The organism is Acidovorax sp. (assembly GCF_046341535.1).
Classification (GTDB): Bacteria; Pseudomonadota; Gammaproteobacteria; order Burkholderiales; family Burkholderiaceae_C; genus Acidovorax.
Genome location: NZ_JBKDRI010000120.1, coordinates 1 through 14,855, shown reverse-complemented (window position 1 = coordinate 14,855; position 14,855 = coordinate 1). Strand labels below are relative to the sequence as shown.

Below are 14,855 nucleotides of genomic sequence, written 5' to 3'. Positions count from 1 at the left end.
GTGGGGGCCGGTGTGCCTGGTTACCACGCCATAGCCTTTTGCAGCACATCAAAGCCCTGGCCAGAGCACTTGGCAGCCCAAAATCAACAGAAAAACTCGCTTCGCTCCGCCTTCGACCAATTGCCGTGAAATATTCGGGCTATCCGTTCTTTGAGGGCATTGCCTGGAACCAGCACTTTGGGGTGCAGGCCTGGATCAAGGCCGTGACGGGCGAAGAGTTTCACGACTTTGCGGGCTCCATCGTCGTCCACGCCGTGGGCGGCTGGATCGCTCTGCCCGCCGTGATCCTGCTGGGCTCACGCGCCAACCGCTACCGCAAGGATGGGGCGATTTCCGCACACCCGCCCTCCAACATCCCCTTTCTTGCGCTGGGGGCCTGGGTGCTGGTGGTCGGCTGGTTCGGGTTCAATGTGATGAGTGCCCAAACCGTGGACAAGCTCTCGGGCCTGGTGGCCGTCAATTCGCTGATGGCGATGGTGGGCGGCACGCTGGCAGCCCTGGTGCTGGGCAAAAACGACCCCGGCTTTGTGCACAACGGGCCGCTGGCCGGGCTGGTGGCCGTGTGCGCGGGGTCCGACCTGATGCACCCGCTGGGCGCGCTGGTGGTGGGTGCTGTGGCCGGGGCCATCTTTGTGGTGATGTTCACGCTCACGCAGAACCGCTGGAAGATCGATGACGTGCTGGGCGTGTGGCCCTTGCATGGGCTGTGTGGCACCTGGGGCGGCCTGGCAGCGGGCATTTTTGGCAGCAAGGCGCTGGGCGGGCTGGGGGGCGTGAGCTTTTTGGCGCAGTTGATTGGCACCTGCCTGGGGGTAGCCTGGGCGCTGGTGGGCAGCCTGGTGGTGTACGGCATTCTCAAGCGCACCGTGGGCCTGAGGCTCTCGCAGGAAGAAGAATTTGACGGGGCTGACCTGTCGATCCACAAAATCAGCGCCACGCCAGACCGCGAAGTGAGCTGGTAAGCCCCGCGCCCGATGACCTGCTGTCGATCAACCCCTGGTTGGCTGCAAGGCATCCACCCACGCGGTGATGGCCCGCTGGTCCGTCATGGTGCGCACCTGCTGATACGCCTCCTCGGCCTGCGGGAAGCGCCTGCGCAGCAGGTTGAGCCATTGCTTGAGCCGCCCCGCGCGCTGGCGGGGCTCGAGGTCGTCGCACACCAGTTGCCAGAAAGCGGCAAGGTGCGGCAGCAGGTCGGCCCAGCCCACAGGCTCCTGACCAGTGCGACCCGCGTCCGCCGCACGCATCGCCCGTGCCAGGCCGGGGTCGGCCACCATGCCGCGCCCCAGCATCAGCGCATCGCAGCCCGACTCGCTGCGGCAGCGCCGGGCATCGGCCACGGTCCAGATCTCGCCATTGGCCACCACCGGGATGCTGACCGCCGCACGAATGGCCGGAATATGCTCCCAGTACGCCGGGGGGCGGTAACCATCGGCCTTGGTGCGGGCATGCACCACCAGCTCGGCAGCGCCGCCCGCCTGCATTGCCTGCGCGCATTCGCGCATCAGGCTGTGGTCGTTAAAGCCCAGCCGCATCTTGGCGGACACCGGCAAGTGCGCGGGCACGGCACGGCGAACCGCGGCCACCACGTTGGCAATGCGCTCGGGCTCCTGCAGCAATGCAGCGCCGCCCCCGTGCCGGTTGACCACCTTGGCAGGGCAGCCAAAGTTCAGGTCGATACCCTCCGGGCCCAATGCGGCCAGACGGGCCGCGTTCTCCGCCATGCACACCGGGTCCGAGCCCAGCAGTTGCGCGCGCACGGGCACACCGGCCAGGGTGCGACTGCCATTGCGCAGCTCGGGCACGTAGCGCAGAAACACCTTGTCGGGCAAAAGGGTGCCCGTGATGCGGATGAACTCGGACACGCAGCGGTCCACCCCGCCCACGCGGGTCAGAACATCGCGCAGCACAAAATCCAACAGCCCCTCCATCGGGGCCAGCAGCAAACTCATGGGATCACACCGTCAGAACAAGAACCCCGCCAGGGCATCCGGCCCCAACCCGGCACGCCCATCCAGCGAGCCAAGGTGTTGGGCCAAAAAAACGAATCAAAACAGGCCATCGCGCCTAATGGTATTGCATCTATAGCTATCTTTTTTATAGCATCAAGGCCCGTATTCAACCTAAAACCGGCAGTTGGATGCATTTGCCAGCGCTGCTGTTGGGGTGCCAGGCAAGGCGCGACGACGCGGCAGGCTCGTGCCTGCAAGGAGGAGCAACACCGCATGGCGCTCCAAAAGCGGTGCTGGCAAATGCATAGCGCTGTCACCCCAAAGGTGAGGCTGCGAAAACAACCCAAGGCCCGAGTACACGCGGTGTGCGGCAAGACTACAAGCGGTCAACTGCCGTTTTTAGGATTATTTGGAGCGCAGGAACAGCCGGTAGGCCGGGTTCAGGGTCTCTTCGACATACGGGTAGCCCAGCGTGGACAAAAAGGTATCGAAGGTGGCGGCGTCCTCCGGCGGCACCTGAAGGCCTACAAGGATGCGGCCGTAGTCAGCACCCTGGTTGCGGTAGTGGAACAGCGAGATATTCCAGGTGGGCTGCATCAGGCTCAGAAACTTGAGCAGCGCGCCAGGCCGCTCGGGGAAGGTAAAGCGCATGAGCCGCTCATCCTGCGCCAGCGCCGAGTGGCCGCCCACCAGGTGGCGAAGGTGCTCCTTGGCCAGCTCGTCGTGCGTGAGGTCCAGCGATTCAAAGCCGTGGCGGGTGAATGTCTGGGCGATCTTGGCCGATTCGCCTTTGCCATGCGTGGTGAGGCCGACAAACACATGGGCCTGGGTCGCGTCGCTGATGCGGTAGTTGAATTCCGTCACATTGCGCGGGCCACCGGGCAGGCTGCCCACCACCTCGCAAAAGCGGCGGAAGCTGCCGCGTTCCTCGGGGATGGTGACGGCCAGCAGGGCCTCGCGCTCCTCGCCCACCTCGGCGCGCTCGGCCACAAACCGCAGCCGGTCGAAATTCATGTTGGCCCCGCACAGGATGGCCGCATAGGTCTGGCCGCGCGTCTGGTGCGCCTCCACGTACTGCTTGACCGCCGCCACGGCCATCGCACCGGCAGGCTCGACAATGCTGCGCGTATCCACAAACACGTCTTTGATGGCGGCGCACACGGCATCGGTATCGACCGTGATGAACTCATCCACCAAGCCGCTGTGTGCGATACGGAAGGTCTCCTCGCCCACCAGCTTGACCGCCGTGCCGTCGGAAAACAGCCCCACATCCGGCAGCGTGACGCGCTGGTGCGCCTTGACCGACTGGATCATCGCGTCCGAGTCATTCATCTGCACGCCGATCACCTTGATCTCGGGACGCACGGCCTTGATGTAGTTGGCCACGCCTGAGATCAGGCCGCCACCCCCGATGGCCACAAACACGGCATCGAGCTGGTTGCTGCCCAGGCTTTGCAACTGCCGCAGGATTTCCATGGCAATGGTGCCCTGGCCGGCAATCACGTCCGGGTCGTCAAACGGGTGCACAAACGTCAGCCCCTGCTCGTTTTGCAGCCTGACCGCGTGGCCGTAGGCATCCGAGTAGCTTTCTCCGTGCAGCACCACCTCGCCGCCCAGGGTCTTGACCGCATCCACCTTGAGCTGCGGCGTGGTGGTGGGCATCACGATCACCGCGCGCACGCCCAACTTGTGGGCGCTCATGGCCACCCCCTGCGCGTGGTTGCCGGCCGATGCGCAGATCACGCCGCGGGCCAGTTGCTCGGGCGTGAGGTGGGCCATCTTGTTGTAGGCACCGCGCAGCTTGAAGCTAAAGACCGGCTGCTGGTCCTCGCGCTTTAACAGCACCTTGTTGTGCAGGCGGCGGCTGAGGTTGCGGGCGGGCTCCAGCGCCGACTCCACCGCCACGTCGTACACGCGGGCGGTCAGGATTTTCTTCAGGTAGTCGGCGGGGGTGAGATGCTGTGTCATGAGAGAAAAGCCAAGGAGGTCCACCGCGGCGCGGGCGGGGCACCATCATAGGACGAGCCCCCGCATGGTCCACCAGGGCAACCGGTCGGCGGCAGCCGGGGGCAGGCCCGGCTGCACCGCAAGCCAGCCCCGGTCATCCGTGAAGAACCAAAAAAAAGCCCCGGGCCGTGAGGCCTGGGGCTAATCCATCCTTTGAGGAGATGGAGGAGACAATCGGTGCGGGCCAGGGCCATGTTGTGCGAAGACCCCCGGCATTTGCCACCCCACAAGGGCGACGCGCTGGGCCTGATTTTAGCGCAACTGATATTGCATTGCAGCAAAATTCGTTCTGGTCATGATTGCGCGGTCGCTGCGTGCCAAAAAGCGACACACCAAACCAACCAAGGAATCGTTCGATGGAATGCACAGTGAGCTGGACGGGCGGGGCAGGTACCCGCTCTGGAATGGGATTTGTGGCAGAGACCGGAAGCGGCCATGTCCTCACCATGGACGGTGCGCCCGACGCCGCAAACCCTGCCAACGGTGGGCAGAACCTTGCGCCGCGGCCCATGGAAACCGTGCTGGCCGGAACGGGCGGTTGCACCGCCTACGACGTGGTGCTGATCCTCAAGCGCGGCCGCCACGACGTGCGCGGCTGCAGCGTCAAGCTCACCACAGAGCGTGCGGAAACCGACCCCAAAGTCTTCACCAAAATCCACATGCACTTCACCGTGCGCGGCAAGGGCATCCCTGCGGCGGCTGTGGAACGGGCCATTGCCATGAGCCACGACAAATACTGCTCGGCCAGCATCATGCTGGGCAAGACCGCGCAGATCACCACCGGTTTCGAGGTGCTCGAGTCCTGACGGTTTTGCGCTTTGCTTTGCGCAAACGCCGCGCGGGCCTGCGACGACCGCAGAGCGCTTACACGTAGTGGGCTGTGGTCGTCATCACCCTGGCCGCGGCCCGCATGGCGATTTTGACCGGCGGCGGCAGTGCGAGCGCGCCCGATGCGCTCGCCTGCGCGGCGTGGCGCTCCTCATCGTCCTTCATGCGTGACACCACGGCGCGCGAGGCAAGGTCGTTTTCCGGCAGCCGCTGCAAGTGGCTGCGCAGGTGTTCGGCCACCTGGTTTTCAGTCTCGACCACAAACCCCAGGCTGGCGCGGTCGCTGATCTTGGCAGCGACCAGCCCCAGCGCAAAAGCGCCGGCAAACCACAGCGGATTGAGCACGCTGGGCCGCGCACCCAGCGCATCGAGCCGCTGGCGCGTCCAGGCCAGATGGTCGGTTTCTTCGCGGGCCGCAGCCAGCAGGTGCTCGCGCAGTTGCGGGTTGTTCGTGACCGCAGCCTGGGCCGTGTAGAGCGCCTGGGCGCACACCTCGCCCACATGGTTCACGCGCATCAGCGCGCCCGACAGCCGCTTTTGCGCCGGGTTCAGGTCCGCCTCAGGCACGCCCTGTGCTGGTGTCTCGGTCGATGCTCGGGGCACGGCAAAAAGGGTGCGCAACGCCGTGTCAGCCGCGTTGAAAAAAGAATCCACAGACGTTCTCCTGGGGGCCAAAGCGCTGAAACATCGATTGCAATTGGCAACAATGGGGTCGTTCCAAAGACCGGTGATTCGGGACCCCTCTGGCGTGGATTTTGCACCGTCTTTGGGAAATGTTGCAGCACTGCAACGGATTTCCTCTTTCGCCAACTTTGCGGGTGATTTCCTTTGCGAAACCGGTCCGGGTCTGGTGCAATAAGAGCAACTTCCCCACCAGGAGGTTGGCCCGGGGAACCGGCGGGACTGTGCAGGTGTGCTTTCACCATAGACCCCCCGTACCGGCGCCCTATGTTTAACCTTGGAGTAACTCGCAATGAAAAAATCCCTGATTGCCCTGGCCGTGCTGGCTGCTTCCGGCGCTGCAATGGCTCAATCTTCCGTAACGCTGTTCGGCATCGTTGACGCAACCTACGCTTATGGCTCCGGTAGCGTCGCTAACCGCTCGCAGCTGACGAACTCCGGTCTCGCCAGCAGCCGTCTGGGTTTCCGTGGCGTTGAAGATCTGGGTGGCGGCATGTCCGCTTCGTTCCATCTTGAGGCTGCTGTCAACAACGACGACGGTACTGGTGGCTCGACCATTACCAATAACCAAGCGGCGACCAGCAGCGGCGGCGGTCTGGTGTTCAACCGTCGTTCGACGGTGAGTCTGATCGGTGGCTTTGGTGAAGTTCGTCTGGGTCGTGACCTCACCTCTCAATTCTTGAATCTGTCGAATTTTGATCCGTTCGGCACGAATGGCGTTGGCACAACCCAAACCCTGAACTCCAGCATTGGTGGTCCTGTCAGGGTCCGCGCATCCAACTCCATCGGCTACTTCCTGCCCGGCAAGCTGGGTGGCTTCTATGGCCAAGCCCAGTACTACATGGGTGAAAACCTGAGCAACGTCGCCAACAAGAAGGATGGCAACGGCATGGGTCTGCGCGTCGGTTACGCCAACGGTCCGATCGACGCTGCTTTGGCACTGTCTGAGACCAAGTACCTGACTGGCAACATCAAGGCGATGAACTTCGGTGGTGCATACGATCTGGGCGTAGCCAAGCTGATGGCCCATTACAACCAAGACAAGATCAGCAACGGTGCCAAGGGTACCGGCTACCTGCTTGGCGCTACGGTACCCATGGGCGCTGGCTTGATCCGCGCAGCGTACTCGACCTACAAGATCGACAACGTGACCGGCAACGATCCACGCAGCACTAAGTTGGCTCTGGGCTATGTGCACAACCTGTCAAAGCGCACGGCCCTGTACGCCACCTATGCTCGCGTCAGCAACAAGGGCGGCGCTACCCAGGCTCTGAACGGCGCCTCGACCGCAGCAAACAACAGCTCCAACGGTTACGACTTCGGCGTTCGCCACAGCTTCTAATGCAACCACTGGCCTGGTGCCAGTGTTTGAAGCTAATTCCACAAAAAGCCGCCTTCGGGCGGCTTTTTGCTGGCTGATTCCTTTTTGATTCCTTTTCGCTGCCAGGGCCAACTCTTGGGAGGGCTTGGCCAGAGTAACCCTTGCTACACATCCAAGCACTGATCGTGGCGAGAATGCCCTGACGCGGCCACGTCACGGATGCAGTGGCCTTTGCAGAGCCCGGGATTCAGGGATTTCCCGTTGGCAATCGAGTCACGTTTACTGCACAGTGAAATCTTTACCGAAAGGGTGTCATGAAACTCAAGCTCTGTCTGTTGTCGGTGGCCGCCGCTGCCGGGCTTTTGCTCGCCCCGGCGGGTTATGCCAAGTCGTTCAAATGGGCCAGCCAGGGTGAAATTGCAACCTGGGACATCCATTCGCAAAACAATGCGCTGCAAAACGGCATCCACGCCAACGTCTATGAGAGCCTGGTTTACTACAACAGCAAGACGTTTGAAGTGGAGCCCGTGCTCGCCACCTCCTGGCGGGAGATCACCCCGACGCAGATTCGGTTCAACCTGCGCCAGGGCGTCAGGTTCCATGATGGCTCCGCGTTCACCGCAGACGATGCCGTCTATTCCCTGCAGCGGGCCATGGCCAAGACCTCCAACTTCACGCCCTATGTCCAGGGCATCAGCAAGGTGAGCAAGGTCGACAACCAGACCATTGACGTCCTGCTCAGCGCCCCCAACCCGGTGCTGCTGCGCCAGATGACCGAGCTGCGCATGATGAGCAAGGCCTGGGCGGAAAAGAACAGGTCCGTCGAGCCCAAGGACATCAAGGGCACGGATGAAAACTTCGCGCACCGCAACGCCATGGGCACCGGGCCGTACCTGCTGGACACCTGGCAGCCCGACGTCAAAATGGTGTTCAAGCGCAACCCCAACTGGTGGGGCAAGATGGACGGCAACGTGACGGAGATCGTCTACACGCCCATCAAGTCTGCCGCGACCCGCATTGCGGCCCTGCTTTCGGGCGAAGTGGACCTGGTGCTGGACCCCAGCCCGCAAGACCTGGGGCGCCTGCGTTCCAGCCCAGATCTGAAGGTCATTGACGGTGTCGAGAACCGGACCATTTTCCTGGGCATGGACCAGTTCCGCGACGAACTGCCCGGCTCCAACATCAAGGGCAAAAACCCCCTGAAAGACGTGCGCGTGCGCAAGGCGCTGTACCAGGCCATTGATGTGGACACTATTTCCCGCAGCATCATGCGCGGCCTGGGCAAACCCACCGGCACCATCGTGGCACCCCAGGTGGCAGGTTACACAGAAGACGTGGGCAAGCGCTTCCCCTACAGCGTGGATGCGGCCAAAAAGCTGCTCGCCGAAGCGGGCTACCCCGATGGCTTTGAGGTGGACTTCGCCTGCCCGAACAACCGCTACATCAACGATGAGGCCATCTGCCAGGCGGTGACGGCCATGTGGTCGCGCATCGGGGTCAAGGCCAAGCTGCGCACGCTGCCGCTGGTGAATTACTTCCCGATGATTCAGCGCTATGAGGCCAGCGTCTACATGCTCGGCTGGGGTGTGCCCACCTTCGATGCGCTTTACAGCCTGCAATCACTGGTGCGCACCGTGGGGCAGGGCGGCGACGGTAACTACAACGTGGGCCGCTACAGCAACCAGCGCATGGACTACCTGGTCGATCGCGTCAAAGGTGAAACCGATGCGCTCGTGCGCTCGCGCATGCTGACCGAGGCGCTCCAACTGTCCAACGACACGGTGTCGCACATTCCGCTGCACGACCAGGTCATTCCCTGGGCCATGAAGAAGAACATTGAGGTGGTGCACCGGGCGGACAACTACATCGACATGCGTACCGTCAAGGTGAACTGACCGAGCACCGGCGCGCCGGTTCCGGGCAAGGGTCGCGCGTGCTACACCAGCCGAGCGCGTTGTGGGGTTGAATCGGACGCTGACACCTTGCACTGCCCCTGCGCCGCCCCCAGCAGCGCCCGTGCTTCTTACCCAACACGCCATCAAGTTCCCCTGCTGATGCTCGCCTTCATCTTGCGCCGCCTGCTCCAGGCCGTGGTGGTCATGGTCGCAGTGGCCTTTATTTCCTTCATGCTGTTTCAGTACGTGGGAGACCCTGTGGTGTTTCTCCTGGGGCAGGACGCCACCCCCGAGCAGGTGCGAGAGCTGCGCGCGTCGCTGGGCCTGGACAAGCCTTTCTTCGTGCAGTTTGGCCACTTTCTGGTCAACGCGGCGCAGGGTGAGTTTGGCCTGAGCCTGCGCCAGGGCGCCAAGGTGTCACGGCTGATTGCCGAGCGCTTTCCGGCCACGCTCGAACTCGCGCTGGTTGCTGCCTTGATTGCGCTGGCAATCGGTGTGCCCATGGGGGTCTATGCAGCGCTCAAGCGCGGCACGTTCACCAGCCAGGTGTTCATGACGCTGTCGCTGCTGGGTGTTTCGTTGCCCACCTTCCTCATCGGTATCCTGCTGATCCTGGTGTTCGCCGTGACGCTGGGCTGGTTCCCCAGCTTTGGCCGCGGCGAGGTCGTGCAGCTGGGCTGGTGGAGCACGGGCCTGCTCAAAGCCAAGGGCTGGCACCACATCGTCCTGCCGGCCATCACGCTGGCCATCTTTCAGCTCACACTGATCATGCGGCTGGTGCGCGCCGAGATGCTGGAGGTGCTGCGCACCGACTACATCAAGTTTGCACGCGCCCGCGGCCTGTCCAACCGGGCCATTCATTTCGGCCATGCCTTGAAGAACACGCTGGTGCCCGTGATGACCATCACCGGCTTGCAGCTCGGTGGCCTGATTGCCTTTGCCATCATCACCGAGACGGTGTTTCAGTGGCCGGGCATGGGGCTGCTGTTCATCCAGGCCGTAACGTTTGCCGACATTCCCGTCATGGCCGCCTACCTGTGCCTGATTGCATTGATCTTTGTGGTCATCAATCTGGTGGTGGACTTGCTGTACTTTGCCGTAGACCCCCGCCTGCGCGTGGACAAGGCCGCAGGGCATTGAGCCATGCCCAACCCCTCAGGGCCGCCGCGATCCTTTCCAACCCCAGGCACCACTGTTTTCGCTTCCATTGACCTCCAGGAGATTGCCATGAGTTTTCCCAAGAACGCTGCCGCGACGGTACTGTTTGCGGCGCTTGCAACCACGGGCCTGGTTGCCGGTGCGCAGACCATCCGCATCGCCAACCAGGGCGATGCACTGTCGATGGACCCGCACTCGCTCAATGAGTCGCTGCAGTTGAGCGTGACCAGCAACGTCTACGAACCGCTGGTGGGCCGCAACAAGGACCTGAGCCTGGCCCCGGCCCTGGCCACAGCCTGGAAGCAGACAGAGCGCCCACCGTGTGGCGTTTCGAGCTGCGCAAGGGCGTGCAATTCCATGACGGCACACCCTTCACGGCGGACGACGTGATCTTCAGCTTTGGCCGCATGAAGGGCGAGGGCTCAGACATGCGGGCCACCAACAGCGACGTGAAGTTGGTCCGCAAGGTTGACGACCACACGGTGGAGATCGAGACCGTTGCGCCCCAGCCCATCCTGCCCGATGTGATCACCACCTCGTACATCATGAGCAAGAAGTGGTGCGAGACCAACCAGGCGGTTAATCCGGTGGACCGCCGCAAGGGCATCGAGAACGCCGCTTCGTTCCGTGCCAACGGCACCGGCCCCTACCGCCTGCGCGAGCGCCAGCCCGGCGTGCGCACCGCGTTTGTGCGCAACGGCGCCTACTGGGGCAAGATCGAAGGCAATGCCACCGAGGTCATCTTCACCCCCATCGGCAACGATGCCACCCGGGTGGCGGCACTGCTGTCGGGCGAGATCGATGTGATGGAGCCCGTGCCCGTGCAGGACATTGAGCGCATCAACAGCAGCCCCCATGCCCGCGCCATCACCGGCCCCGAGCTGCGCACCATCTTCCTGGGCATGGACCAAAAGCGCGACGAGCTGCTGTACTCCAACGTCAAGGGCAAGAACCCTTTCAAGGACAAGCGTGTGCGCCAGGCGTTCTACCAGGCCATCGACATTGATGGCATCAAGCGCACGGTGATGCGCGGCGCCTCCAACCCTTCCGCGCTGATGGTGGGCCCCGGCATCAATGGCTTTGCGCCTGACGCCAAGCGCCTGCCGTATGACGTGGAAGCCGCCAAGAAGCTCATGGCCGAAGCGGGCTACCCCAATGGTTTCGAGGTGACCATGAACTGCCCCAACGACCGTTACGTGAACGACGGCCGCATCTGCCAGACCGTGGCGGCCAACCTCTCGCGCATCAACGTCAAGATCAACCTTGCCGCCGAGACCAAGGGCACGTATTTCCCCAAGGTGCTGCGCCGCGACACCAGCTTCTACATGCTGGGCTGGACGCCCACCACGTATGACGCACACAACGCACTCAATGCCTTGATGATCTGCCCCGACGACAAGGGCGGTGCGGGGCAGTTCAATCTGGGTGCCTATTGCAACCCCAAGCTCGACGAGCTGACCCGGCAGATCCAGGTCGAAACCGACAAGGCCAAGCGCAACGCCATGATCAAGGAGGCGTTTGAGATCCACTCTGCCGACATCGGCCACCTGCCGCTGCATCAGCAGGCGCTGGCCTGGGGCGTCCGGAAGAACGTCAAGCTGGTGCAGTTGGCCGACAACTACATGCCGTTCAAGTGGATGAGCATCGAAAAGTGAGCAAGGTGATGGCTTTGCCCCTAGCGTTGTTGGGCCCCGGCGGAAACCGCAGGGCGGTGGTGGGGCTCGCACCGCAACGCCGGGCCGCCGCCCGCGCCGAGCGTTGCTGCCTGTTGACTGGTGTTCTGCCATGAAAATGACACTTGCCCGCTGGTGGGACAGCGACATTGGCTACAGCTTTCGCACCTCGCCGGTGGCCATGCTGGCGGCCGCCATCGCGCTGGTTTGCGTGTTCTGCTCGCTCTTTGCCGGGTGGGTTGCGCCGCACAACCCGTTCAATCTGGCAACGCTGGAGCTCAGCGATGCGCGCCTGCCCCCCGCCTGGAGCGCCCAGGGCACCACCAAATATCTGCTCGGTACCGATGACCAGGGGCGCGACATCCTTTCGGCGCTGATGTATGGCGCGCGGATTTCTCTGGTGGTGGGCCTTGCGTCGGTGGCGCTGTCGGTGGTGGTTGGCGTCACGTTCGGCCTGCTGGCGGGCTTTCGTGGCGGCTGGATCGACGCTGTGCTCATGCGCCTGTGCGATGTGATGCTGTCGTTCCCGGCCATCCTGGTGGCGCTGCTGATTGCTGGCGTGGGCAGGGCGCTGTTCCCTAACGCGCACGAGTCGCTGGCCTTCGGCGTGCTGATTCTCTCGATCTCGCTGACCGGCTGGGTGCAGTACGCGCGCACGGTGCGCGGCTCCACGCTGGTGGAGCGCAACAAGGAATACGTGCAGGCCGCCCGCGTGACCGGCGTTTCGCCGCTGCGCATCATGCGCAAGCATGTGCTGCCCAACGTGATGGGCCCGGTGCTGGTGCTGGCCACCATCCAGGTCGCCACGGCCATCATCACCGAGGCCACGCTGTCGTTCCTGGGGGTGGGCGCGCCGCCCACCTCGCCGTCGCTGGGCACGCTGATCCGCATTGGCAACGACTATCTGTTCTCGGGCGAATGGTGGATTACCGTGTTCCCGGGCGCCATGCTGGTGCTGATTGCCCTGTCGGTGAACCTGCTGGGCGATTGGCTGCGCGATGCGCTGAACCCGCGGCTGCGCTAAAAAAATATGTCTCTCCTCGAAGTCCAAAACCTCGTTGTCGAGTTTCCGGGCCGCCGCGGTACGCTGCGCGCGCTTGACGACATTTCTTTTTCGATTGCGCCGGGCGAAATCCTGGGCGTGGTGGGGGAGTCCGGCGCGGGCAAATCGCTCACGGGCGCGGCCATCATCGGCCTGCTGGAGCCGCCGGGCCGCGTGGCCTCGGGGCAGATCCTGCTGGAAGGCCAGCGCATCGACCACCTGGGCAACGATGCGATGCGCCATATTCGTGGCCGGCGCATCGGCGCGATTTTTCAGGACCCGCTGACCTCGCTGAACCCGCTGTACACCGTGGGCCGCCAGCTCACCGAGACCATCCTGGCCCACCTGCCCGTCACCTCTGCCGAGGCCCGCCAGCGCGCCATCGCACTGCTGCAAGACACCGGCATTCCCGCTGCGGCCGAGCGCATCGACCACTACCCGCACCAGTTTTCCGGCGGCATGCGCCAGCGCGTGGTGATTGCCCTGGCCCTGGCGGCCGAGCCCCAGCTCATCGTGGCCGACGAGCCCACCACGGCGCTGGATGTGTCCATCCAGGCGCAGATCATCACGCTGCTCAAGAACATCTGCAAATCGCGAGGCGCTGCCGTCATGTTGATCACCCATGACATGGGCGTGATTGCCGAAACCTGCGACCGCGTGGCGGTGCTGTATGCCGGGCGCTTGGCCGAGATTGGCCCGGTGCACGATGTCATCAACCGCCCCTCGCATCCCTACACCGGCGGTCTCATGGCCTCCATCCCCGACATGACGGTGGACCGCGAGCGGCTCAACCAGATTGATGGTGCCATGCCCCGCCTGAACGCCATTCCCAGGGGCTGCGCCTACCACCCGCGCTGCCCCCAAGCCTTTGATCGTTGCCGCATTGAGCGCCCCGACCTGATCGATGCGGGCGCCACCCGCGCCGCCTGCTGGCTGCATGACGGCAACACCAGCGCCATGGCGGGGGTGGGCGCATGAACCCCCACTCCGCTGCCCCCAGCCACGCCGATACCGTCGATACCGTCGATACCGCCGTGCACCGCAAGGCACTCGTTGAGGCGCACGACCTGGCCAAAACGTTCGACGTGTCGGCCCCCTGGCTCAACCGCGTCATCGAGCGCAAGCCCCGCACGCTGCTGCACGCCGTCGATGGGGTGAGTTTTGAGATTGAAAAGGGCAAGACGCTTGCGCTGGTGGGCGAATCCGGCTGCGGCAAGAGCACCGTGGCCCGCCTGCTGGTGGGCCTGTATGAGCCTACCCGTGGCGGCCTCACGTTTGACGGGCAGGACGCGCACGCGGCCTTCAAGGGCCCGAACGCCAAGGCCATGCGCCGCCGCATCCAGATGATCTTTCAGGACCCGTATGCCAGCCTGAACCCGCGCTGGCTGGTGCAGGACATCATTGGCGAGCCTTTGCGCGAGCATGGCCTCATCACCGACAAGGATGCGCTCAAGACCCGCGTGGGCGAGCTGCTCGAGTCGGTGGGCCTGTCGCCGCTGGACATGGTCAAGTACCCGCACCAGTTCTCGGGCGGCCAGCGCCAGCGCATCTCGATTGCCCGCGCCCTGGCCACCGAGCCTGAGTTCCTGGTGTGCGACGAGCCCACCAGCGCGCTGGACGTATCGGTGCAGGCGCAGGTGCTCAACATCATGAAAGACCTGCAGCGCGAGCGGCAGTTGACCTACCTGTTCATCAGCCACAACCTGGCCGTGGTGCGGCATGTGAGCGATCAGGTGGGCGTGATGTACCTGGGCCGTCTGGTGGAGCTGGCCGACAAGCACATGCTGTTTGACACGCCCCGCCACCCCTACACCCGCATGCTGCTCGATGCCATCCCCAAGATGCACGACACCGGCAAGGCGCGCACGCCAGTGCAGGGCGAGGTGCCCAACCCGCTCAACCCGCCCCCCGGCTGCGCCTTCAACCCGCGCTGCCCGCATGTGAACGACCGCTGCCGGTCGGAACGCCCGCAGCTGCTGAGCATGGGCGGCATCCGCATTGCATGCCATGCGGTGCAGGAAGGGCGCATCTGACCCCGGCGTCATGCGGGTGTGCGGCGCGGTGGGGGGCACCCTGTCATCGTGCGCGATGATGCGGTAATGCTATTAAATACATAGCTATCAAAGCATGCCAGTCGGGCGCAAGTGGCTGTTTTTCTTCGCGGATTCACAGACAAAGTGCATCAGATGGCAGTTTAATGGGGGTGATCTCCAGGCCGTAAAACACCTCATGAGGGGTGCGGTATCCCAAGCACTTTCTAGGCCTGTGGTTCAATGCGTAAACCGCATTATTGACCTC

The 14,855-nt window shown here is 63.5% G+C and carries 10 protein-coding genes and 2 pseudogenes; 9 read left to right on the top strand and 3 right to left on the bottom strand.

Going from position 1 to position 14,855, the window contains the following annotated elements; translation table 11 throughout:
* Positions 1–140: 140 nt before the first annotated feature.
* Positions 141–962, top strand: a pseudogene (locus tag ACK543_RS08685) (ammonium transporter); the annotation flags it as partial.
* Positions 963–989: 27 nt separating this feature from the next.
* On the opposite strand, the gene ACK543_RS08680 reads toward ACK543_RS08685, so the two are convergent.
* The gene (locus ACK543_RS08680) at positions 990–1,952 is read right to left on the bottom strand and encodes a tRNA dihydrouridine synthase (protein ID WP_409942447.1); all 963 of its coding nucleotides are present in this window, start codon (positions 1,950–1,952) and stop codon (positions 990–992) included.
* 405 nt (positions 1,953–2,357) lie between these two features.
* Positions 2,358–3,920 carry a threonine ammonia-lyase, biosynthetic gene (ilvA, locus tag ACK543_RS08675; protein WP_409942446.1) on the bottom strand — a complete coding sequence of 521 codons (1,563 nt, stop codon included), beginning with the start codon at positions 3,918–3,920 and terminating at the stop codon, positions 2,358–2,360.
* 395 nt (positions 3,921–4,315) lie between these two features.
* Here ilvA and ACK543_RS08670 point away from each other — a divergent pair, with 395 nt between their 5' ends.
* The gene (locus tag ACK543_RS08670; RefSeq protein WP_409942445.1) at positions 4,316–4,765 is read left to right on the top strand and encodes an OsmC family protein; all 450 of its coding nucleotides are present in this window, start codon (positions 4,316–4,318) and stop codon (positions 4,763–4,765) included.
* A 58-nt stretch (positions 4,766–4,823) separates the two neighbouring features.
* On the opposite strand, the gene coq7 is transcribed toward ACK543_RS08670, so the two are convergent.
* Entirely contained in the window at positions 4,824–5,441 is a 618-nt protein-coding gene (coq7, locus tag ACK543_RS08665) for a 2-polyprenyl-3-methyl-6-methoxy-1,4-benzoquinone monooxygenase (RefSeq protein ID WP_409942444.1), read from the bottom strand.
* A gap of 319 nt (positions 5,442–5,760) precedes the next feature.
* On the opposite strand from coq7, the gene ACK543_RS08660 reads away from it, so the two are divergent.
* The 7 genes and pseudogenes from ACK543_RS08660 to ACK543_RS08630 all read left to right on the top strand — a co-directional run bounded on the left by ACK543_RS08660 (position 5,761) and on the right by ACK543_RS08630 (position 14,590).
* A complete protein-coding gene (locus ACK543_RS08660; RefSeq protein ID WP_409942443.1) occupies positions 5,761–6,810 on the top strand; it encodes a porin in 1,050 nt (349 codons plus the stop codon).
* A 293-nt stretch (positions 6,811–7,103) separates the two neighbouring features.
* On the top strand, positions 7,104–8,684 hold the full coding sequence (locus ACK543_RS08655; protein ID WP_409942442.1) for an ABC transporter substrate-binding protein: 1,581 nt from the start codon (positions 7,104–7,106) through the stop codon (positions 8,682–8,684).
* Positions 8,685–8,843: 159 nt separating this feature from the next.
* Positions 8,844–9,824 (top strand): ABC transporter permease, encoded by a 981-nt coding sequence (locus tag ACK543_RS08650; RefSeq protein WP_409942441.1) that lies wholly within the window; start codon positions 8,844–8,846, stop codon positions 9,822–9,824.
* An 87-nt stretch (positions 9,825–9,911) separates the two neighbouring features.
* Positions 9,912–11,497 (top strand): annotated as a pseudogene (locus tag ACK543_RS08645) (ABC transporter substrate-binding protein).
* Between the two features lie 130 nt (positions 11,498–11,627).
* Complete coding sequence (locus tag ACK543_RS08640) at positions 11,628–12,539, top strand: ABC transporter permease (RefSeq protein ID WP_409942440.1); 912 nt, start codon at positions 11,628–11,630, stop codon at positions 12,537–12,539.
* Between the two features lie 6 nt (positions 12,540–12,545).
* Positions 12,546–13,535 carry an ABC transporter ATP-binding protein gene (locus tag ACK543_RS08635; protein WP_409942439.1) on the top strand — a complete coding sequence of 330 codons (990 nt, stop codon included), beginning with the start codon at positions 12,546–12,548 and terminating at the stop codon, positions 13,533–13,535.
* Complete coding sequence (locus tag ACK543_RS08630) at positions 13,532–14,590, top strand: ABC transporter ATP-binding protein (RefSeq protein WP_409942438.1); 1,059 nt, start codon at positions 13,532–13,534, stop codon at positions 14,588–14,590. The genes ACK543_RS08635 and ACK543_RS08630 overlap by 4 nt, the downstream gene beginning before the upstream one ends.
* Positions 14,591–14,855: the final 265 nt, after the last annotated feature.